Annotated in this window: 20 protein-coding genes; 16 read left to right on the top strand and 4 right to left on the bottom strand. The window is 40.1% G+C overall.

Translation table 11 applies throughout. The features are described 5' to 3' along the window. Nucleotides 1-57: 57 nt before the first annotated feature. A complete protein-coding gene (locus AC4PL9_RS12570; protein ID WP_491605095.1) occupies nt 58-2,901 on the bottom strand; it encodes an ATP-binding protein in 2,844 nt (947 codons plus the stop codon). A gap of 200 nt (nt 2,902-3,101) precedes the next feature. Between AC4PL9_RS12570 and AC4PL9_RS12565 the strand changes: the two genes are divergently transcribed. The 4 genes from AC4PL9_RS12565 to AC4PL9_RS12550 are packed head-to-tail and all read left to right on the top strand — an operon-like array spanning nt 3,102 to nt 6,794. After that, a complete protein-coding gene (locus tag AC4PL9_RS12565) occupies nt 3,102-3,449 on the top strand; it encodes a tRNA-binding protein (protein WP_491605094.1) in 348 nt (115 codons plus the stop codon). Between the two features lie 20 nt (nt 3,450-3,469). Continuing rightward, nucleotides 3,470-4,243, top strand: a complete 774-nt coding sequence (locus AC4PL9_RS12560) for a hypothetical protein (RefSeq protein WP_491605093.1) — start codon at nt 3,470-3,472, stop codon at nt 4,241-4,243. 49 nt (nt 4,244-4,292) lie between these two features. Next, nucleotides 4,293-6,044, top strand: a complete 1,752-nt coding sequence (locus tag AC4PL9_RS12555; protein WP_491605092.1) for a prolyl oligopeptidase family serine peptidase — start codon at nt 4,293-4,295, stop codon at nt 6,042-6,044. A gap of 42 nt (nt 6,045-6,086) precedes the next feature. Further along, nucleotides 6,087-6,794, top strand: coding sequence for a hypothetical protein (locus AC4PL9_RS12550; RefSeq protein ID WP_491605091.1), 708 nt, complete (start codon nt 6,087-6,089; stop codon nt 6,792-6,794). A 12-nt stretch (nt 6,795-6,806) separates the two neighbouring features. Here the strand turns inward: AC4PL9_RS12550 and AC4PL9_RS12545 are convergent, their stop codons facing one another. Both AC4PL9_RS12545 and pruA read right to left on the bottom strand, forming a co-directional pair. Further along, nucleotides 6,807-7,097 (bottom strand): FtsB family cell division protein, encoded by a 291-nt coding sequence (locus tag AC4PL9_RS12545; RefSeq protein ID WP_343785898.1) that lies wholly within the window; start codon nt 7,095-7,097, stop codon nt 6,807-6,809. Between the two features lie 129 nt (nt 7,098-7,226). Then, a complete protein-coding gene (pruA, locus tag AC4PL9_RS12540; RefSeq protein WP_491605090.1) occupies nt 7,227-8,855 on the bottom strand; it encodes an L-glutamate gamma-semialdehyde dehydrogenase in 1,629 nt (542 codons plus the stop codon). A 173-nt stretch (nt 8,856-9,028) separates the two neighbouring features. Between pruA and AC4PL9_RS12535 the strand changes: the two genes are divergently transcribed. Then, the gene (locus AC4PL9_RS12535; protein ID WP_491605089.1) at nt 9,029-10,957 is read left to right on the top strand and encodes a tetratricopeptide repeat protein; all 1,929 of its coding nucleotides are present in this window, start codon (nt 9,029-9,031) and stop codon (nt 10,955-10,957) included. 2 nt (nt 10,958-10,959) lie between these two features. Here the strand turns inward: AC4PL9_RS12535 and apaG are convergent, their stop codons facing one another. After that, nucleotides 10,960-11,352: a Co2+/Mg2+ efflux protein ApaG gene (apaG, locus tag AC4PL9_RS12530; protein WP_491605088.1), complete on the bottom strand. Its 393-nt coding sequence runs from the start codon at nt 11,350-11,352 to the stop codon at nt 10,960-10,962. A 353-nt stretch (nt 11,353-11,705) separates the two neighbouring features. Here apaG and AC4PL9_RS12525 point away from each other — a divergent pair, with 353 nt between their 5' ends. The 11 genes from AC4PL9_RS12525 to AC4PL9_RS12475 form a co-directional block, all read left to right on the top strand. Next, the gene (locus tag AC4PL9_RS12525) at nt 11,706-13,067 is read left to right on the top strand and encodes a Na(+)-translocating NADH-quinone reductase subunit A (protein WP_491605087.1); all 1,362 of its coding nucleotides are present in this window, start codon (nt 11,706-11,708) and stop codon (nt 13,065-13,067) included. A gap of 30 nt (nt 13,068-13,097) precedes the next feature. Next, nucleotides 13,098-14,300, top strand: coding sequence for an NADH:ubiquinone reductase (Na(+)-transporting) subunit B (locus tag AC4PL9_RS12520; RefSeq protein WP_491605086.1), 1,203 nt, complete (start codon nt 13,098-13,100; stop codon nt 14,298-14,300). Nucleotides 14,301-14,302: 2 nt separating this feature from the next. Next, nucleotides 14,303-15,013, top strand: coding sequence for an NADH:ubiquinone reductase (Na(+)-transporting) subunit C (gene nqrC / locus AC4PL9_RS12515; protein ID WP_491605085.1), 711 nt, complete (start codon nt 14,303-14,305; stop codon nt 15,011-15,013). Nucleotides 15,014-15,021: 8 nt separating this feature from the next. Then, nucleotides 15,022-15,723, top strand: coding sequence for an NADH:ubiquinone reductase (Na(+)-transporting) subunit D (locus AC4PL9_RS12510; protein WP_491605084.1), 702 nt, complete (start codon nt 15,022-15,024; stop codon nt 15,721-15,723). Between the two features lie 22 nt (nt 15,724-15,745). Then, nucleotides 15,746-16,378, top strand: coding sequence for an NADH:ubiquinone reductase (Na(+)-transporting) subunit E (gene nqrE / locus AC4PL9_RS12505; RefSeq protein WP_343785882.1), 633 nt, complete (start codon nt 15,746-15,748; stop codon nt 16,376-16,378). Nucleotides 16,379-16,397: 19 nt separating this feature from the next. Next, the gene (gene nqrF / locus AC4PL9_RS12500; RefSeq protein WP_491605083.1) at nt 16,398-17,690 is read left to right on the top strand and encodes an NADH:ubiquinone reductase (Na(+)-transporting) subunit F; all 1,293 of its coding nucleotides are present in this window, start codon (nt 16,398-16,400) and stop codon (nt 17,688-17,690) included. 113 nt (nt 17,691-17,803) lie between these two features. After that, the gene (locus AC4PL9_RS12495; RefSeq protein ID WP_343785878.1) at nt 17,804-19,120 is read left to right on the top strand and encodes a DUF389 domain-containing protein; all 1,317 of its coding nucleotides are present in this window, start codon (nt 17,804-17,806) and stop codon (nt 19,118-19,120) included. A gap of 101 nt (nt 19,121-19,221) precedes the next feature. Continuing rightward, nucleotides 19,222-19,806 carry a Riean_0653 family protein gene (locus tag AC4PL9_RS12490; protein ID WP_491605082.1) on the top strand — a complete coding sequence of 195 codons (585 nt, stop codon included), beginning with the start codon at nt 19,222-19,224 and terminating at the stop codon, nt 19,804-19,806. Nucleotides 19,807-20,013: 207 nt separating this feature from the next. Beyond that, complete coding sequence (locus AC4PL9_RS12485) at nt 20,014-20,559, top strand: Riean_0653 family protein (RefSeq protein ID WP_491605081.1); 546 nt, start codon at nt 20,014-20,016, stop codon at nt 20,557-20,559. Nucleotides 20,560-20,564: 5 nt separating this feature from the next. After that, nucleotides 20,565-21,131, top strand: coding sequence for a Riean_0653 family protein (locus AC4PL9_RS12480; RefSeq protein WP_491605080.1), 567 nt, complete (start codon nt 20,565-20,567; stop codon nt 21,129-21,131). A gap of 9 nt (nt 21,132-21,140) precedes the next feature. Then, nucleotides 21,141-21,336: Riean_0653 family protein (locus AC4PL9_RS12475; RefSeq protein WP_491605079.1), on the top strand; the 196-nt coding region annotated here is incomplete at its 3' end.

Here is a 21,336-nt window from a genome sequence, read left to right as displayed (position 1 = left end):
ACCGCAGGAAGGGTTGTAGGTATGTTGCGTATTCCTGTTTATATGTTGCACAATATTCTAACCCCTTGAATTTCTGTATTCACTGGGAGACTGATTGAATTGTTTTTTGAAGAGTCGGGAAAAATTAGCCGGATCTGAATACCCATATTTGTAGCTGATTTCGGAGATACTGAGATCGGTTTGTATAAGGTCTGATACAGATAAATCCAGACGTATTTTGGTAAGCAATGCTGTCGTGGAGAGACCGGTCAACTGTTTGATCTTTCTATGAAGTTGAGAGCGGCTAATAGCACATCGGTCGGCAACCTCTTCGACGCTTAGATGAACACCTTCTTCTTCGCTAATCAGTGTTTCTATTTTTATAATCAGATTGTGTTTGGGGGTATCTTCTTTTTCGACACTTTCTGCTGATAGGTATCTTTTCTGTAACTTCAACTGCAGTCTGATCTGATTCGCTACACGTAATACCAATTCTTCCGATTGAAAAGGTTTTGCGATATAATCATCAGCGCCCGACTGAAGCCCGCTGATCATACTGTCAAAAGAGGATTTGGCGGTCAGCATAATTATAGGAATATGTTCAGTTGCCGGATCATTTTTCAGAACCCTAAGAACTTCCAATCCATCTTTTCTGGGCATCATCACATCCGAGATAATAACGTCAGGGATTAGTGTAATGGCTTGTTCTATTCCCTCCTCTCCATCAATGGCTGTATATAGTTCATATCCTTCTTTTTCAAGAAGTAACTGAAGATATAAACGTAGATCCGAATTGTCTTCAATGATCAATATTTTTGGTTTTTCTTTATTTGATTCAAAAGAAATGATCGGATTTTGTTGAACAGACTTTTCGAAATCAGAAGAATTACTTGCGGTTGAAGTAATATGTGCAGGTTCGTAAGGAAAATATACTTTTACTGTAGTTCCCTGTTTAAGCACACTGGTGAGCTTAATTTTACCTTTCATAAGCTGTACCAGCTCTTTCACAAAGGCAAGCCCGATACCGGTTCCACTTTCTCTACGCGTGGTTGTTGAATCAATCTGATAGTATTTTTTGAAAATATTCTCCTGTTCATTCGGGGGGATTCCCAAACCTGTGTCTGCAATGGTAATTACAATTTCTCCCTGTTCAACGGAAGAGGTAATCGAAACGGAAGAGTTCTCCGGAGAGTATTTAATAGCATTGCTTATAAGGTTTGATACAATTTTGAGAAGTTTGTCGCTATCCAGAGTCACAATCGTTTGTTCCATGTGGTTTGTGTATGTCAACCTGATAGTTTTACCAGCTGCCAGCGGAGCAAACATATCCTTAATTCCTGTTATAAAAAGAGGCAAGTCAGTTGGTTCGGGAGACAGACTCATTTTTCCTGCTTTTATACGTGAAAAATCCAATACCTGATTAATCAGGTGTAACATGTGTTCTCCATTTTTGTTAATGAGCTGCAAATAAGGATTGGAGTGATCTGATTTTAAGAGCTCTTCAGCCGGTCCTTTAATCAGTGTAAGAGGAGTTCTGAATTCGTGTACAAGATTATGAATAAGATTATCAAGATACTGTTTCTCACGTTTCACAAAAGTAATAGCCTTTTTCTTTTGATAGAAAGAAACAAAAAGTATAAGTAAAGCAATTAGTAAAATAGAACTTCCAATGAGCAACACGTTTCGTAAATTGACCACTTTGTCCAACTCTCTGGCGGCAGAAGAAATAATACCTTCTTTTTCCAGTGTGTATTTTGCTTCCAGCTCTTTGCGTAAAGAAGCTTTCTGCAATTCCGCATTATCAAGGCTGTCTTTTAAAAGTAGTGTGTGTTCGTAATAGAATAATGCGCTATCCGCCTGATGGGTTGCTTTAAAGTTTTTATAAAGACAGTTACACACAATCATTTCTACCTCAAGATACTGAATTCTCTTTGCGATAGGCAAAGCTTCCTGACAAACGCTAATACCTTTACTAAATTCTTGCTTTGCGTGAAGAACAAGCCCATAGTTTCCCATTGTGCCGGGAAGTGCGAAATCAAACCCTCCGGTTTTCAGTAATTGGATCGATTTCAGGTAATATTCTTCAGCTTTATCATTTTTACCTGTTTTTGAATAAGAAGCCCCTATTTCATTATAAATAGCATTTAGTATTTGAGCATTGAAATGTTCCTCAAAATAAGCTTCTGACTTTTTTAAATAATACAGAGCTGAGTCAACTTGATTAAGACCATTGTAGGACCCTCCGAGATTTAACTCCTCAAAATGAATTTCTTCAGGATCCCCGGATAAAATAGCATAATTGTATGCTTTTCTTCGTATTTCAAGAGCTCTTTGTTTTTCTCCTAATGAAACGTATAGAATAGAGAGGTTAGAGTAGGTTTTGGCAAGTGTGAGATAGTTTTCGGTGCGTTCGAGTAGTTGAATGGCCTTGAAATAATAATCAATAGCATCGATTCTTCTCCCTGAAACCGTATAAACAGATGCCAGTCCACTATAGGCGTTGACAATCTTTTCCTGATTTGAAGTAGCGAAAAAATATCTTTCTGCCCATCGGAAACAGTTTTTTGCTAGGTCGGTGCGCCCAGAGTTTAAATAAGCCATTCCGAGAACAACCATAGTCTGGAATGCGGAATCAGGGGAGTTTGAATGCAGAAGTATCTCATTTTGCAGATGATGAGCTTCTTTGTCAAAAGCCCCGACTTGTGAGAAAAGAGAAGCCGCTTTCCGGTGGAATTTTTTTTGATCGTGTTGGTCGTATAGTTGAATCTGGCTTTTAAAACTATCAATGGTCTGAAATGCAGAGTCCGGAGCAGTGGCTAGTTGTAAGAAAGCTTTATTAATCAGGGAGTCTATGGTATCTGCTTTTGCCAGTGAAACCTGAATCAGTATCAGAAATAGAAGAAAAGAACCTTTACGAATCATACAATAATTTGACAGGAGGTAAAAGTATTCATTTTACAGTAAACAATGAGGCGTTTCAATGTGAAATTGATGTTGTTTAGAATAAAAAAGGGATTAAATTAAGAGAAGTTTTTTTAAGAGAAGAGAAGTCGCCGGGTGATGAGATTTACAGTCTGTGTTTTAATGCTTATTTTCGTTACAAAAAGTACAGATTTAAGCGTATGGAAAAAGAAGAAGGAAAATTGAGCTGGGATGACTTTATGAAGGTCGAAATGAGAGTGGGAACTATTATTGCGGCAGAAGAGTTCAAAGAAGTTCGAAATCCGGCATATAAAATAGTTGTTGATTTTGGAGAATTGGGCGAGCGGAAAACATCAGCACAAATCACAAAGCTTTACAACTCTGAAGAATTGATAGGAAAGCAAGTCATAGCTGTAGTTAATTTTCCTAAAAAGCAGATTGCAACTATTATGAGCGAATGCCTTATACTTGGTGGAGTCGGAGAAGATAAAGAGGTGACTTTACTTCAGCCGGAAAGAAAAGTGAAGAACGGTACAAGAATAGGATAACATAAGTAAAAACAGGAACAATGAGGAGAATCCATCTTTTTGAATTTGAAGACCAGGAATGGTTTCCCGGGTTTTTACGTGACTATATGACGGATTTCCTGCAGTTTTTGTCCAATAAGGCAAAAGTGTACAAATCAATTATTCCGTTGCTGGCAGAAAAAATCAGGAAAAGTGAAACCAATGAGTTATTGGATCTGGCTTCCGGAGGAGGAGGGGGATTACTTTGGTTAAATGAGGAATTGAAGAAAGAAATTCCTCATTTGAAGATTACACTGACAGATTACTATCCGAATCTTTCTGCATTTGAACGTACAAAAAAAATGGCAGATAATTTTCGTTCTGTCGATTATCCGGTTGATGCCCGTAAAGTACCGGGCAATTTAAAAGGGTTCAGAACTCAGTTTTTGTCTTTCCATCACTTTAAACCAGTTGATGCCTGTCAGATTTTAGCGAATGCAGTGGAAAGTAATAGTCCTATAGCTGTGTTTGAAGCGCAGGGACGCAATGTACCCAGTGTGATGGCAATGCTTTTTTCTCCGTTAAGTGTGTTGTTTACGACTCCTTTCATTCGCCCGTTTAAATGGGGGCGAATTATCTTTACCTATCTTATTCCGGTTGTACCTCTTTGTGTGTTATGGGATGGCGTCGTTTCCAGTTTCCGGACGTATTCCGTAAAAGAAATGCAGGAAATGGTCAGGAAAGTAGATCCGACTAATCAATATGATTGGGATATTGGTAAGATCAGGAAAGGGGGAGGATTGTTTTACCTCATTGGTCTGCCGAAAAATAAGTAACTGTTTTTTCGATATATTGAGCCTGTTTCAAATTTTTTATCTTTAGGGAATGAAGCCATTCCTTGCTGTATTTTTGTTGTTGTTTTGCCATTGTGCGGGAAAGACGCAGACAAGCGGAGAGTTGATCTCGAAACTTCCTGTAAAACTGGAAGAGACAGATGTCTGGCCGCGTATTTCCAAAGAAGGACAGTTACTTCCTGAGTTCGCTTACTTAAACGAATTGAACTTTTCTTTTATCGTATATAAAAGTGATTCGGCTCGTGTAAAAAGTTTTATGATTGAACCCCGTGAGGAAGGAATATATCCTTTAGTAATATTCAACAGAGACGGCTATCGCGGTTATGGAAAACTTACGTTGATGACTATGATACGTTTTGCTGCTGAAATAGCACATAGCGGTTACGTCGTGATGGCTTCTGACTACAGAGATGAAGATGCGTATGGAGGACAGGAACTTAACGACGTCCTGAACCTGATCAGGATTGGAAAGCAGCTGGAGAATGTAATCCCTGAAAAAACTGGGATGCTGGGTTGGGCGAGAGGGGGTATGATGACCTATCTGACACTAAAAGAAAGCCGCGAAATCACTACAGGCATTGTAGTAAATGGAATCAGCGATTTAGCCGATATGACCGGACTGGAAACAACTGTTTTCACACAAATTCCCGAATACCAGCTTTATAGAGATTCCTTTTTTCAGACACGATCGGTAAGGTATTGGCCTGAAAAATTATGTAGGGAGAGTAGTCTTTATCTGATTTGCGGAAAACAGGACACCCGGGTTAATTACTCTGGGACGTTACATCTGGCAAGACAATTAGATTCCTTATACTACGATTACAAAATGGATGTTTTTGATGCAGATCATTTTTTTCATGGGGACAAGAAAGTACTGAATACAGCAATCATAACCTGGCTCGACGAAAGGCTGAAATCACTGCCCGAACGTAAAGTTTCCATCACAATTGATGATGTTCCGAATACAAAATTATACCGAGAAACCGGAAAAACCGAACTTTTACGAAAACTGGATTCTTTGGGAATTCCAGTGGCGATCTTTAGTAATGAGGACAAGTTGGTATTTAAAAAAGATTCTGTGGATGAAAAGCCATTAGAGGACTGGATCAAAAAGGAATATGTAACAGCCGGAAATCATACTTATTCTCATATGCGTTATTCGGAAAACGATTACGAGGATTTTGTAAAGGATATTGAAAAAGGAGGGGAAATGTCAAAATCAATTACCGGAGAATATGGTAAAACGCTTTCGTATTTTCGTTTTCCGTTCAATGATCTGGGGAAGGATTCTGTGGCACAGATCCGGTTGAAACAATATCTGGATAGTACCGGGTATAAGCTGGCTCCCTATACCATTGAAAGTGCTGACTGGATGTACGACGCCGTCTATGAATATTATCTTCGTCAGGATGATACAATTACTGCAGAAAAGATCGGACAACTTTATGTGAGCGAAACTGTTCGGTTGTTTGATTTTTATGACTCCCTTGCCGGAGAGCAGTATGGCCGGATAATTAACCAAATCTATTTATGCCATGATAACCGGTTAAATGCAGATTTTTTCTCATTGCTTTTTAGTAGATTGAAAGCAAGAGGGTATACGTTCATTTCTTTAGACGAAGCACTTTCAGATCCGGTTTATGAACAGGAAGAGTTTTATTTTGGAAAATGGGGATTCTCCTGGTTGTATCGCTGGATGAAAAGTAAAGAAGAACGAACAAGAATTATGAGAAGTGAACCTGGAGGTATACAAATCCATGAAGAATATAACAGAATAAAATAACAACAGTATGGGAGCTGTTGTGATAAATTAGGAGGTACTACAATGAAAAAGAAAAGTAAGATCGTGACGGGAATATTGTTTCTTTCCCTTTTTACATTGGTAGCATGTAAGGATTCGACAGGGTCGTCGACTACTGGAGAGGGTATCGTCCCTCCGGGAGAAGCTATCGATGTTTCAGATTTGGATAGTCTCGACATTGTTTATCAGTTACAAGGAGAGTGTTACGCTTTTAGTAGTGAGAAAAATGAACAACCATCAAACGGAGAATGGCATTCACCGAACAGACCTTTGGAAACAAATGGTAGATTTACACAAGATAAATTATATTTATTGGCAGAAGAACAACCTGTTAAATACGGAGATACGGATATAGTAGGACATAAGTTATACCTTGTAAATACAACGAACAAGAAAGCCGTTTTTGGGGTGCTGGATAGCCGGTTATCTATTATAACAGAGGTGTTGGATCAATATGGTAATTGGAAACCGATTACGTATCTTCCTTCCAGCTTTTGTGGGAACAGTTATCATACAATCACGTTGGATAAAAATGAATATTGGGAGTTTATACAACCCGTATATACCGGGGAGTTCGAAACGAAATTGCGTTACCGCTTAGACGGACAAGAAGGTGGAAAGACTATTGTATCAAATGAAATTACAACGTGTATTAATCCGGAGCAAATGAATCCCGAACAAAAGGAGAGAAATAAAGGAGGAGGAAACCTGATGGATCCTTATTCGTTGTAAATAAAGAGAAATCTACTCTTCTGAAATTACGTAAATATCTTCATTGGGCTTACGGAATAACCGTTCTTCACGGGCAAAGCGTTCCAGTGCGTCGTGGTCATTAAGAATAGATTGCATATCAGCAACCTCTTCCAGTTTGGACTGCATTTCTTCTTTCTCAGCCTCCAGTTGCTGTAATTTCCTGTGTTTGGAATAGAGCATAAATACATCGACATCATCTAGAAAAACAACGTATACAACAAATAAAGTTCCTACCAGAAGGTATTTGTTGCGAAACGGACGTATGTATTTCTTGATCTGCATACACCAAAAGTAAATAAAATAGATTGGGTTCGATACGACAGGGAATCAGATGTTATTCACAGAAAAGTGTGAAGACAGAAAAAGCGGACATGTTTCCATATCCGCTTTCACGTATAATTGTATCTGTAATTATCCTAAGAAAGGATAACGATAGTCTGTTGGCGGAACAAAAGTTTCCTTAATTGTTCGGGCAGAAACCCAACGTAACAGGTTCATTGAAGCACCTGCTTTATCATTCGTTCCCGAACCGCGAGCACCACCAAAAGGTTGTTGTCCTACAACTGCACCTGTTGGTTTATCGTTAATGTAGAAGTTCCCGGCTGAGTTTTCAAGCAATTTCACTGCCAGATTTGTAGCATAACGGTCATTCGAGAAAATAGCTCCCGTAAGCGCATAATCAGATGTTCCGTCTACCAGACGAAGTGTTTCTTCAAATTGATCAGCTTCGTATACATAAATCGTCAATACAGGACCAAATATTTCTTCACACATGGTTCTGAATTTCGGATTACTTGTAAGAATTACAGTAGGTTCAATAAAGTACCCTTTTGATTTATCGTAGTTCCCTCCTGCAATAATTTCGGCATCCGGTTGGTCTTTAACATAGTCAATGTAAGACGAAATACTGTCAAAAGCTTTCTCGTCAATAACTGCATTGATAAAATTGGAAGTATCCGAAGGAGCTCCCATTTTGAAAGATTCCAGATCGGCCAGTAAATAGTCCTTTACATCTCCCCAGATGTTGTTTGGAATATATGCCCGTGAAGCAGCAGAACATTTTTGTCCCTGAAACTCAAAAGCACCTCTTGAAAGCGCTGTAGCAACTTCTTTTGCATTAGACGATTTGTGGGCAACGACAAAGTCTTTTCCACCGGTCTCTCCTACGATTCGCGGATACGAACGGTACTTGTGAATATTCGATCCGATGGTTTTCCATAGGCTTTGAAATACAGAAGTAGATCCTGTAAAGTGAAGACCTCCGAAGTCACGGTGGTTGAAAACAACCTCTCCAGCAACACTACCTCTGGTTGTTACCATATTGATAACACCATCAGGAAGCCCGGCAGCCTTGAAGATATCCATGATTACCTTTGCCGAATAAATTTGTGATTCGGCAGGTTTCCATACCACAACATTCCCCATCATAGCCGGAGCTGCAGAAAGGTTAGCTGCTATAGAAGTAAAGTTAAACGGAGTGATTGCGAAAACAAAACCTTCCAATGGACGATACTCAAGACGGTTCCATGTCCCTGGTAATGATTCCGGTTGCTCACGGTATATCTGCGTCATATACTGTACGTTGAAACGGAAAAAGTCCACCAACTCACAAACTGCATCAATTTCAGTCTGGAAAACATTCTTTGACTGAGCAAGCATTGTTGCAGCATTCATCTTTGCACGGAAAGGTCCTGCCAGAAGGTCCGCAGCTTTCAGGAAAATAGCAGCGCGTTCTTCCCATGGTAGATTCGCCCATGCTTCTCGGGCTTTCATGGCAGCATCAATAGCCATTTCAACGTGAGAAGCGTCACCAATACTGGCGTGTCCCAATACTTTAGCATGCTCATGAGGAGGGCTTAGTTTCTTCTTATTATCTGTACTGACCTCTTCTCCACCAATATACATAGGAACGTGAATAGGTTCCTGGTTGTACATCTCGTTATAAACAGCCAGTAATTCATCTCTTTCCGGACTTCCCGGAGCGTAGGACTTAACCGGCTCGTTTTTCGCGACAGGTACATTAAATATTCCGTTTGCCATAATTCTGTTTTTTCACAAAAATAAGCGTAATCATTGAATAAACAAGTTACTTTTGTTACAGAATACTCCCCGAAGTTGCAGAATAGGAAGAGAAAGGTGAGGGCGAGGAATCTGAAAAGTACAAATACCTGTTTTGAAAAAAAATCGTACGTTTGAAGAAACGAAGCAACTGCATGTACTCAACTAGAATCTTTATTTTTCAACTGATTCTTGTCTTTAGTGTTTTATCTGTCCTTGGACAGCCAAGACTTAATAAGGATAGTTTATACACTGAGATTGAACGCAAGGATCTTATCAATGTAGAGGCGTATGAAAAATTGTTGGCGCATTATGCAAAAAATGAACCGGAGCAATTATTCCTGTTAAGTAAAGAGCTACTGGAGCGGGCGGTAAAAGAAGGAGATGAACCTGCCGAAATGATAGCCTACTTTTATATTGCAGACTATCACAGCGAAAGAGGAAATCATAAGCTGGCGTTGGAAAATCTGCACCGATCCCGAAAATATTACGAGAAACATGAATCGCGGAAAGATTTGGTAGATGCGTATAATGGTATTGGTAATGTTCACTTTCGAAGAGGAGAAGTACGCGAAGCGATCAGTTGGTATCTTAAATCAATGAATGAGGGGAGTGAACTAGAGGATATCTGGATGTCAAATCTTGCGAAATTAAATTTGGGAAGAAGTTACATTCAGATCAAAGATACACTGAAAGGAGAAGCTTTGATTCTGGATTACATCAAAGAAGTCCGTGAGTTGGATCGTACCACGGAACTGGCGAATGCATATAACGTGCTAGGAGGATATTACCAGGGAATAGGAGATTTTGATCTGGCAGACTATTACTTTAACGAAGCTCTGGTTATCTCTATGACGAATGGTGATAAACGAAATGTAGCACATAGTTATAATAATTTGGCGATCAGTTATTTTTTTCAGGAGAAAGAAGATCTGTCCAAAGCGTATTTTCAGAAAGCCCTAAAAAGCCGTCTTGAAATAGGAAATCTTCTTCACATAGCTGAAAGCTACTATAATTTGGGAGACTGGTTCTTTTTTCAGGGGATATTAGACAGTGCATCATGGTATTATCATAAATCATATGATGTTGGTGTTGAAGCCGATTCGTACAGTTCCAGAGCAGATGCATTAATGGCTCTTACCGAAGTTGAAAAACAGCGGAAGGGATTTGATAAGGCGTTGGATTATTATGAAGAATACGTGGATCTGAAGGAACAGCAGTTTTTATCGGCCACACAGGAAGATATAGCTGCGTTGGAGTTTGATAGGATGATGTCGGAAAACAAAAAAGATAAAGCTTTCCTCAGGCATTCCCAGAAAAGTGAAGAACGATATTTCAGCGCGGAAGTGCGTAACAAATGGTTGATTCTGTTTTCAATTGCGGCTTTGACTGTCATTATCATTGTGTTACTCGTTCGGTTGATCAACGAAAAGAAAGCGGCTGAAAGAAACCAAGATAGGTTAATGAACAAGCAGGAGCAGATGACAAAGATGTTTGAAGAGTCTTTTGCAGAGATCAAAAAAGAGGAGGCCAGAAAATATGATTTATTGTTCGCAAATGATCCGGTTGAACAGCTGTCAGATACCAAACTCTATGCATTAGGGGATGATAGACTGGCGATTACAAGGCAGCTTCGCATAAGCGATAATCGGGTGTTTTGTTGGATGGGAGAACAGGATGAATTGACTTCGCTGCTTTTTCTTCGGTTCCTGCAGAAAAATAGTTCACGACTAGCAGACCCGGAAGGGGTAGATGAGGTGCTGATGGAACAGTCGCTTATTGATATGTCCGGAGTAGCCTGGTTTTTTTACAATACAGTGGAGAAAAAGGTAGATATGAGTTCCGGTATTGTTTTTTGTAAAAACGGTGAAACCATTTCCCGGGAAGAAAGTAGGGGAGAAAATTATCTGATTACAGACAGGAGAACATGGGAAAGTAACAGCGAAATAGTCCGGAAACTGGAACAGGGAGTGTTACAGTTAAAAGATTTCTCACACGAGATGATAAATAGCAGTGCAAAAGATCTTTTGTCCACCGCTGTACTAGAGAAAAATGTTCTGTTTTTCTTAAAAGGAGAAGAATAGAACTAATTATACTTACCGGGAAAGACTAAGTGAAATTGAGGGACATTCACTTTGAATGTTTCTTTGGTCAGCATATTTTCAAATGTATAATACCCTTCCATATATCCCATTTCAGAATTCAGATCACACCCGGAAGTATAATGGTAAACTTCTCCCGGTTGTAATTCAGGTTGATTTCCGATCACTCCATCTCCTTCCACAATTCGAAAGGGATTCAGAGAGTCGTAAATATGCCAGCATCGCTTTAGAAGCTTGACCGGAAAATTATTCCTGTTTTCAATAGAAATCCGGTAATGAAAATAGTATACGGATTCGTTTACTTTTGAGAAGTCAGGACGGAATTGCGGTTGAACACTTATTCTGACTCCTTCTGTAATGGCTGTATGTAATTTCATTTTTTCGCTTTATAGATGGTGGTGCAACTAATATAACGTTAAAACTTCATACTTAGTTTGCCTTTTAACAAAAAAAAGATCAAAACAAGTGTTGGGAGCATCTGAGAAAAATAAAAGAATGAGGCAGGAGAAGCTTGTCTTGAAGAAAAAGCCAATCAGTGTACTTTCCTCTCAAATAGTGGAAATTAAAGAAGTTAAGTTTACTTTTTAAAAGGACGTGTATAACTGAAAATGAAAGCGTATAATTTAGAATTATTCTAAATTAATATTTGATGTACTCTAAGTCACATAATCCGAGTCCTAAACAAAACAATTTTATAAATTTGCCTTTCGAATTTTAATAGGTAATTCGCATGTCCAAGACTATTAGACTAAAGAAAGGTTTGGATATCAGATTAGTAGGCGAGGCTGAGAAAGTGACAGCTAATGCGCCAATTTCTGATTTCTATGCTGTGAAACCATCCGATTTTCACGGTATGACTCCAAAGATGGTTGTTAAACCCGGTGAAAAGGTGAAGGCCGGTACGGTGATTTTCTTCGATAAGTACAACGAGCAGATTAAGTATGCTTCTCCGGTAAGCGGTGAGGTTACTGATGTGGTGCGTGGTGAAAAACGAAGAATCCTGGAAGTAAGAATCAAAGCTGATCCGGAAATACAATACGAAGAAGGACGTCCAATGGATCCTGCTTCTATGTCTTCCGAAGAAGTGAAAAGCACAATACTGAATTCAGGATTGTGGCCGATGATTAAACAGCGTCCTCTGGATATTGTAGCCAACCCTGATAACGACCCGAAAGCGATCTTTATCTCGGCTTTCGATTCGGCACCTCTTGCTCCGGATTATGACTTCGTGCTGCATGGTCAGTCGGAGTATTTCCAAAAAGGGCTTGACGTTATTTCCAAATTGACAAAAGGAAAAGTTCATTTGGGAATGAACGGAAGTACACGTCATGATGAAGCGTTTACAGGTGCAAAAGGAGTTGTGCAGGATAAATTTGTAGGTAAACACCCTGTCGGAAACGTAGGGACACAAATACACCACGTTGATCCGATCAACAAAAATGAATTTGTGTGGGTGATCAATCCGCAGGATGTAATGATCATCGGACGTTATTTTGCCGAAGGTAAGTTTGACCTCACGAAGTTGGTTGCTCTAACCGGTTCCGAAGTGAAAACACCCAAGTACTATCGTGTGATAAGCGGTGCGGCTGTTAAAAGCATAGTGGACGGCGGATTAAATGACGGTGAGAACCGAATTATTTCCGGTAATGTACTTACAGGTGAAAATATAGGACAGGATGGATTCATAGGTTTCTATGATAATCATATAACAGTTATCCCTGAAGGGAATGAAATGAAATTCTTCCTGACGAAAGGATGGCTGGGGCTTGGATTTGACAAATTTTCAAATTCACGTCTTTTCCCTACTTTCCTTACTCCGAACAAGAAGTTCCGTTTGGATACTAACACAAATGGAGAGGAAAGAGGGTTTGTTGTAACAGGAGAAATGGAAAAAGTATTCCCGTTTGATATTTATCCGATGCAGTTGATCAAAGCGTCTATGACGGATGATATTGATCTGATGGAAAATCTGGGTATTTATGAAGTGGCTCCTGAAGACTTTGCGTTGTGCGAATATGTTTGTACATCGAAAATTGAAATTCAGGAGGAGATTCGAAAAGGATTGGATCTGATCAAAAAAGAATGTCTCTAAAATAATTGTTGAACTAAAAAGACGTAGAAAGTGAAATTTCTGGAAAAGAAAGTTAAAAGTATGGAGCCGATTTTCGCGAAAGGCGGAAAGCTTGAGAAGCTTCATTACGTGTATGATGGTCTTGCGACTTTCCTTTTTACTCCGGCTACAACCACAAAACGTGGAGCACATATTCGTGATGGAGTAGATTTGAAGCGGACAATGTTTATCGTTGTTATGGCCCTTATACCTGCATTGTTATTCGGGATGTATAATACAGGACACTGGCATATGGTGGCGGAGTCCGGTAATATGGATCTGCCCTATCTGGATGATTTCGGAGCAAAATTGCTGTACGGGTTGATTAAAGTACTTCCAATGGTAGTCGTTTCCTACGCTGTCGGACTGGGAGTGGAGTTTATCTTCTGTACAATTAAAGGACACCCTATTCATGAGGGATTCCTGGTTTCCGGAATGCTTATTCCATTGATTATGCCTGTGGAAGTTCCACTATGGATGGTGGCAGTAGCAACTATTTTTGCGGTAGTAATCGGGAAAGAAGTATTTGGAGGAACAGGAATGAATATCCTGAACGTGGCGTTGACTGCCCGTGCATTCCTATTCTTTGCTTATCCGACATCTATGTCAGGAGACAAAGTATGGATGGGTGGTCAGGAAGCTGACGGATTCTCAGGAGCGACTTTTCTTGGAGATGCTGCATCACTGGTGTCAGACTCGCCCACAGTGGATGGGGCCACCGGTTTGATGGACAAATTCTCAGCCATGGATTCCTTTATCGGAATTATCCCGGGATCTATTGGTGAGACATCTGTAATTGCTTGTTTAATCGGTGCTGTTATTTTGATTGCTACTGGAGTAGGAAGCTTACGTGTTATGCTTTCGTTTGCACTTGGTGGTTTAGGAATGGGATACCTGTTCAATCTGATTGGTCCCGGATTAGGGAATGAGTTCATGCAGATTCCTGCATATATGCATTTATTAGTAGGTGGATTTGCCTTCGGAGCAATTTTCATGGCTACAGATCCTGTTACAGCTGCTCAAACAGCAACAGGGAAAATCTGGTACGGAGTTTTCGGAGGTATGCTAGCGGTAATGATTCGTGTATTGAATCCGGCATATCCTGAAGGAGTGATGTTGGCGATTCTGTTTATGAACGTTATGGCTCCTCTTATTGATCACTACGTTGTGCAAATGAATATTAACCGTCGTTTAAAACGTCTTAAAACAGCATAGTCATGGCAATGAATAAAGAAAGTAACGGATATATTTTTGGTTTTACCATTGCGCTTGTAGCTGTAGTGGGGACTATTCTGGCTTCGATCTCTATGGGGTTGAAGGAAAAGCAGACAATGAATAATGTGGTTAAGAAGAAAATGGATATTCTTGCTGCTATTCAGGTCGAAAGTACACGAAAAAGTGCGGATGACGTTTACGATAAATACATTACCTCCAGCCTTGTTATTAATAAGAACGGAGAAGCACTGGATGGAGAAGTAGCATTTGATATAGATGTTAAAAAACAACACAGAGATAAGACGCTTACGGAAGATATGAAAAAGTACCCGCTTTACTTTGCTGAGAAAGAAGGCGAAAATCTTTTGATTATCCCGGTTGTAGGAAAAGGTCTTTGGGGCCCCATCTGGGGATATGTAGCATTGAAAGATGATATGCGAACGATCTACGGTGTAAGCTACGATCACAAGTCAGAAACCCCGGGATTGGGAGCTGAAATCAAGCAGAAATTCTTTACGGATCGTTGGTTGAATGAAACAATTGCTGATGCCTCGTTCAACTTTACTCCAATTACTGTAGTAAAGGATGGTTCAGGAGCAAACCCTCAGAAAGTAGATGGAATCACTGGTGGTACAATTACTTCTAAAGGAGTGGAAGAGATGATGAACCGTACAATGGGGATTTACATAAACTATTTTAAAACTGTTAAATAAGCCGGATTATGAGTGAAGTAGCAGAAAAGATCAAAGCGCCGAAAGAGCCGCTTTTTTCGAAAAAGAATAGAAAACTGGTAACAGAGCCACTTTCGGATAACAACCCGATTACAATTCAGGTATTGGGAATTTGTTCGGCTTTGGCAATTACAGTGCAGGTTGAACAGGCGGTAGTAATGTCTGCTTCCGTACTGTTTGTATTGGGGTTAGGAAATGTGGTTATTTCTTTGCTTCGAAACCTGATTCCCTCACGTATACGTATTATTGTGCAGCTGGTGGTTGTAGCCTCGCTGGTAATTATAGTAAACGAGGTGTTGAAAGCTTTCCTTCCGGATGTTTCGGAGAAATTATCCGTTTTTGTCGGATTGATCATTACCAACTGTATAATCATGGGACGTTTTGAGGCATTTGCAATGGCAAATAAACCCTGGCCATCATTTATGGACGCAATGGGTAATTCGTTTGGATATGCATGGGTACTAATTGTTGTTGCCTTCTTTAGAGAGTTATTTGGTTCAGGATCTATTTACGGTTGGGCTCCTTTTGGAAGTTCGATACCGGTAGATGGCTTTCCAAATGGTACAGGTATTTATAACTTAGGTTATGTAAACAACAACATGATGATTTTGCCTCCTATGGCATTGATCGTTGTGGGAATAATCATTTGGATTCAACGTTCACGAAACAAATCATTAATCGAGGAGCACTAGACTTCGTTAAAGAAAAAGTAATATGGAAAGTACATTAGATATTTTTGTAAAAGCCATTTTCTCGGAAAATATGATTTTCGCATATTTCCTTGGAATGTGTTCTTACCTGGCTGTCTCGAAAACAGTAAAAACGGCAGTAGGTCTTGGTGCAGCTGTTATTTTCGTATTGGGAATTACAGTTCCGATTAACTATTTGCTAGAGAACTATATCCTGAAAGAAGGTGCATTGGAATGGATTAACCCTGAGTGGGGAGTGAATGGTTCCAGTACAGTTGATTTATCCTTCCTTTCATTTATCATGTTCATTGCGGTAATTGCTTCAATGGTACAGTTGGTAGAGATGATCGTTGAGAAGTTTGCTCCTGCACTTTATGGTGCATTAGGGATCTTCCTTCCGCTGATCGCTGTAAACTGTTCGATTCTTGGAGGTGCCCTGTTTATGCAGGATCGTCAGTATTCGACAATTACAGACGCTACAGCGTTCGGTCTGGGGTCAGGAATTGGTTGGTTTATAGCAATTGTTGCTATTGCTGCAATTCGTGAGAAAATCAAATACTCTCATGTTCCTGCACCGCTAAGAGGATTGGGAATTACTTTCATCCTGACAGGATTGATGGGAATTGCCTTTATGAGTTTTATGGGAATCGAATATTAACAGTACAACGGAATTAATAATGGGATTAACAGTAGGAATAACGGTAGCAGTCTTTTTGATCGTAGTACTCTTGTTAGTAAGCGTACTTCTTTTCGCAAAGGCTAAACTTTCACCGTCAGGAAAAATTAAAATTACAATTAACGGCGATCGTACTCTGGAAGTAGACGGGGGAGGAACGTTGTTAGGTACATTAGGAAGCCAGGGGATTTTCCTTCCATCCGCATGTGGTGGTGGAGGAACCTGTATTCAGTGTACTTGTCAGGTACTTTCAGGAGGAGGGAACATCCTTCCTACGGAAGAGCCACACTTTTCGCGTAAGCAAATTGCTGATAACTGGCGTTTAGGATGTCAGGTGAAGGTAAAAGAAGACATGGAAATCCATGTTGAAGAGGAAGTATTGGGAGTTAAAGAATGGGAAGCAACAGTTGTTTCCAATTACAACGTGGCATCTTTCATTAAAGAGTTTATCGTTGAGATTCCCGAAGATATGGATTACAAACCGGGTGGATATATCCAGATCCGTATTCCGGCTTGTGAAGTGCCTTACTCTTCAATTGATATTACAGCACACCCTGAAGAACATCCGGGAGAGCCTGAGAAGTTTAAAAAAGAGTGGGATAACTTCAACCTTTGGCCATTGGTTATGAAAAATGACGAAGATGTAGTACGTGCCTACTCAATGGCTTCGTACCCGGCAGAAGGACGTCGTATCATGCTGAACGTTCGTGTGGCTACTCCACCATGGGATCGCGCACGTAACGGTTGGATGAACGTGAATCCGGGAATTGCTTCTTCGTATATTTTTGCGACAAAACCAGGTGATAAGGTAATCGTATCAGGACCTTACGGTGAATTCTTCATCAACGAGTCAGATGCTGAAATGCTTTACATCGGTGGTGGAGCAGGTATGGCACCCATGCGTTCACACTTGTACCACTTGTTCCGTACTGTGAAAACAGGACGAAAAGTAACCTATTGGTACGGTGGTCGTTCGAAACGAGAACTGTTCTACATTGAGCATTTCCGTGCATTGGAGCGCGATTTCCCGAACTTTAAGTTCTACATCGCATTGTCAGAGCCACTTCCGGAAGATAACTGGAAAGTGAAAGAAAGTACAGAAGCGGAAGGAGACGGATTTGTTGGATTCATTCACCAGGTTGTGATTGATCAGTATCTGACAAAACACGAAGCACCGGAAGATATAGAATTCTATTTCTGCGGACCTCCGATGATGAACAACGCAGTTGTTAAAATGTGTTCGGATTGGGGTGTTCCTGACGAGAACGTTCGTTTTGACGACTTCGGAGGATAAAAAGAAATTACAATACGTAATACAAGGGAAAGCTGCTTTAGGGCAGCTTTTTCTTTTGGATGAAAGCGGAAACCAAAAATTATTTTATTTTCGTAGTCGCATCCTTATATACTATGGCAAATATTAAGCAGATACTTGAATACCTCAAACTAGACGGAGACGTAGATGATTTTGAGATAATTCACAAGAATATTGAAAAAGACATCATCTTTAAAGGAACCAACCTCTGGATTCTTGTTTTTGCCATAATCGTGGCTTCTGTCGGTCTGAATATGAATTCAACGGCAGTGATTATCGGAGCCATGCTTATCTCTCCGCTGATGGGACCGATCAACGGGATGGGATATAGTATTGCAACGTACAACTTTCCCTTGTTTCGTAAGGCCATTAAAAATTTTGGGTTTGCGGTAGGTGCCAGTTTGGTGGCGAGTACAGTGTATTTTGCCATCACGCCTATTTCAACAGCACATTCGGAATTATTAGCACGTACAAGTCCTACAATTTATGATGTGCTCATTGCCCTTTTTGGAGGGTTGGCAGGTATTGTAGCCATCAGTAGTAAACAAAAGGGGAATGTAATTCCCGGAGTGGCGATTGCTACCGCCCTGATGCCACCGCTTTGTACAGCGGGTTACGGACTGGCTACGGGACAGTTTTATTACTTTTTCGGTGCTTTTTACCTCTTTACGATTAACACCGTATTCATCGCAATCTCAGCGATGGTGGTTTCACAGATTTTGAAATTTCCAATTCGTACGTTGGTAGATACGAACAGAAAATCGGTGGTGAACCGTTGGATTTCAGTAGTGATTGTGGTAACTATTATCCCAAGTATCTATTTCGGATACGGACTGGTACAAAAGGAAAAGTTTATTGACAATGCCACCAAATTTGTAAATAATGTTCTTGTATTTGAAGGAAACTTTCTGATCAAAAATGTGGTGGACGGAGACCGGAGAGAAGTTACACTGGTATATGGAGGTAATGCACTGACAGACGAGCAAAAGTTAAAGATCCGCATGAAAGCCGCTGATTTCGGACTTGATCGTTCCAGTATACTGGTTGAGCAGGGAGTAGCTTTTGACAAAGGAGATCCTTCGGTGTTGCAGGTGGAACGTCTCAAAGCAGAGATGATCTCTCAAAACGAAAAACTCAAAGAGAAAGACGCAGAGATTAACGTATTAAAAACCCGGAATGATATCGGGAAAGAATTGTTGGCTGAAATAAAAACAATTTATCCGAAAACAGACGTTTGTATCTACTCGGAAGCAACCAAGTTTACCGATTCACTTCGCAATTCGGAACAACTGGCACTGGTCGTGTTTCATTCGTATTCGGAAGAGTATACAGCTGAAGAGAAAAACCAGATCAGGAAATGGATCCGGCAGCGTTTGAAAACTGAAGCGATACGCGTTTATTTCTATTACTAGGTAGTTGTAATTTGGGATACGACAATCCCTTTGCTTACACAACCTTTTGTCTGATTATTATTTTATTAGTAACTTGTTCGCACCAACTGAACAGTTACACGATGAAAACAAATCAAAAAGTAATCCTGCATCAGTATGGATTGATTCTACTGATGCTCTTTGTTCTGGGAGTGATAATGACTTCCTGTTCGAAGGACGAGGCCAGCTCCCAGGAGGAGTTACCCGAACTGACAAGTGAAGGGAAAAATACCTTTGGTTGTCTGGTGAATGGTGAAAAATGGGTAGCCTATGCTTCCTTTACGATTGGTGGACCAATTGCTCTGGAAGGGAATTATAATCTTTCAACCCGCGGATTTTATATTACAGCTACCAGAGACCTGGATGACCAGAATAAATTTGAGACCATTCGTTTCGGAATAGAGGATCTGACATCAGCAGGATATCATGATATGGCTGCTACGCATATGGTGACCAAAGGGTTTACCGATTATGCGGGCAACTACTCCTGCTCACAGTATTACGTGGATACGACTTTGCTCCATAAGGTGTTAATCACCAGGTTTTCGCATGCAGACGGTGTGATATCCGGCCTTTTTAATATGGATCTCATCAACTCTTCGTGTCCGGAAGATACGTTGCGGATACGACAGGGACGGTTTGACTGGAGTATGGTAATTTTTAATTAACGAACGGGAAGTTCTTACGCTCCGGATTGTATTCAAAAAGACGACGGAATAACAACTGTAATGGATTACACAGTAAGAATTTTTTTATACTTTTTTGTAAAAAAATAGAGAAGTAACAGGCGCGGTTAAATACTTTTTCTCTATATTAGCTGTACTACCCATGTACCTCCTATGAAATACCCATACGTACATACGGTCTATAGAAAAATGATATTCCTGATAGTAGGGAGTGTGATGTTGTGCGGAGTGGGATGCAAAAAAGAGGTTGCAGATCCTGATTCCTCCAATCCGAATGTCTTGCCGCCCTTAACCCACGAAGGAAAAAACACCTTTGGGTGTAAAGTGAATGGTGAAGTGTGGGTGGCGCAAATGCCTTTTTCCGTAGGAGGAGCTAGCGAGATAGAAACCGAGTACTATCCGGATTTAGCAGGGGTGCAAATTGTTGCCAGAAAAAAAGATGAGGATAAGAATATCTTTGAACGTTTAACTATAGTTATATCTGGATTTAATGGGGAGAATAGCTACTTAGTTGAAACAATGAATAATGAGTTAGGTGGTTTTTCTGATTTTAATAATAATTATGATTGTTGGAAGTATTTTTATCATGATAGTTTGATTAGAAACGTCAACGTGAGTTATTTCTCATCATCATCCAGAATCATTTCGGGAACCTTTGAAATGGACTTGGTGAATCCTTCTTGTCCCGAAGATACGATACGAATCCGGGAAGGCCGTTTCGATTGCAGTTACTAAATAAAATGAAAAGAATACGATACATAGCGATTTATGGAGTGCTGATTATCGGTTTGATGGGATGCAAAAAAGAGGTTGTAGTCTCCAATTCTTCCTACTCAAATGTTTTACCACCCTTAACCCACGAAGGAAAAAACACCTTTGGGTGTAAAGTGAATGGTGAAGTATGGGTGGCGCAAATGCCTTTCGCTGTAGGAGGGGCAATGGCACTTGAAGGTATTTATTATGCAAATACCAATATGATGCATTTGGTTGCTAACAGAAAATTGAGTTCAGAAGGAAAATCTGATCAAGTTGATATTTTGTTGGAGAACCTTGTTCAAACAGGAGAGTACCAAGTGCTTACAGATGATAACCAAATGAGAGGGTTTACAGATTATAAAGGAAATCACAACTGCTCAGTTTATAGATATAATGATAGTTTACTCAGACGGGTTTTTATCACTAAATTTTCTGCGAGTGAAGGAATCATTTCGGGTACGTTTGAAATGGATTTGATTAATCCTTCCTGCCCGGGAGATACGATACGAATCCGGGAAGGTCGCTTCGATTGGCGGATGACTGTTTATTAATGTAAAGACATGAATAGAACTCCATACATATTCTTTTCGGTGGCCCTGTTCCTGATAGGCGCGGGAGTTCTTTCTTGCAAAAAAGAGGTTACAGATCCTGATTCCTCCAATCCAAATGTATTACCGCCCTTAACCCACGAAGGAAAAAATACCTTTGGGTGTTTGGTGAATGGCGAAGTATGGGTGGCGTATGCTCCGTTTACGG

The organism is Wandonia sp. (assembly GCF_984588085.1).
The sequence above is the reverse complement of the archived record's forward strand: the minus strand, read 5'-3'. Positions and strand labels throughout refer to the sequence as shown.

Bases quoted from the DNA above. Each gene is read 5' to 3' on its own strand.
- AC4PL9_RS12570 (WP_491605095.1), bottom strand. From the start codon at position 2,901: ATGATTCGTAAAGGTTCTTTTCTTCTATTTCTGATACTGATTCAGGTT.
- AC4PL9_RS12565 (WP_491605094.1), top strand. From the start codon at position 3,102: ATGGAAAAAGAAGAAGGAAAATTGAGCTGGGATGACTTTATGAAGGTC.
- AC4PL9_RS12560 (WP_491605093.1), top strand. From the start codon at position 3,470: ATGAGGAGAATCCATCTTTTTGAATTTGAAGACCAGGAATGGTTTCCC.
- AC4PL9_RS12555 (WP_491605092.1), top strand. From the start codon at position 4,293: ATGAAGCCATTCCTTGCTGTATTTTTGTTGTTGTTTTGCCATTGTGCG.
- AC4PL9_RS12550 (WP_491605091.1), top strand. From the start codon at position 6,087: ATGAAAAAGAAAAGTAAGATCGTGACGGGAATATTGTTTCTTTCCCTT.
- AC4PL9_RS12545 (WP_343785898.1), bottom strand. From the start codon at position 7,097: ATGCAGATCAAGAAATACATACGTCCGTTTCGCAACAAATACCTTCTG.
- pruA (WP_491605090.1), bottom strand. From the start codon at position 8,855: ATGGCAAACGGAATATTTAATGTACCTGTCGCGAAAAACGAGCCGGTT.
- AC4PL9_RS12535 (WP_491605089.1), top strand. From the start codon at position 9,029: ATGTACTCAACTAGAATCTTTATTTTTCAACTGATTCTTGTCTTTAGT.
- apaG (WP_491605088.1), bottom strand. From the start codon at position 11,352: ATGAAATTACATACAGCCATTACAGAAGGAGTCAGAATAAGTGTTCAA.
- AC4PL9_RS12525 (WP_491605087.1), top strand. From the start codon at position 11,706: ATGTCCAAGACTATTAGACTAAAGAAAGGTTTGGATATCAGATTAGTA.
- nqrC (WP_491605085.1), top strand. From the start codon at position 14,303: ATGGCAATGAATAAAGAAAGTAACGGATATATTTTTGGTTTTACCATT.
- AC4PL9_RS12510 (WP_491605084.1), top strand. From the start codon at position 15,022: ATGAGTGAAGTAGCAGAAAAGATCAAAGCGCCGAAAGAGCCGCTTTTT.
- nqrE (WP_343785882.1), top strand. From the start codon at position 15,746: ATGGAAAGTACATTAGATATTTTTGTAAAAGCCATTTTCTCGGAAAAT.
- nqrF (WP_491605083.1), top strand. From the start codon at position 16,398: ATGGGATTAACAGTAGGAATAACGGTAGCAGTCTTTTTGATCGTAGTA.
- AC4PL9_RS12495 (WP_343785878.1), top strand. From the start codon at position 17,804: ATGGCAAATATTAAGCAGATACTTGAATACCTCAAACTAGACGGAGAC.
- AC4PL9_RS12490 (WP_491605082.1), top strand. From the start codon at position 19,222: ATGAAAACAAATCAAAAAGTAATCCTGCATCAGTATGGATTGATTCTA.
- AC4PL9_RS12485 (WP_491605081.1), top strand. From the start codon at position 20,014: ATGATATTCCTGATAGTAGGGAGTGTGATGTTGTGCGGAGTGGGATGC.
- AC4PL9_RS12480 (WP_491605080.1), top strand. From the start codon at position 20,565: ATGAAAAGAATACGATACATAGCGATTTATGGAGTGCTGATTATCGGT.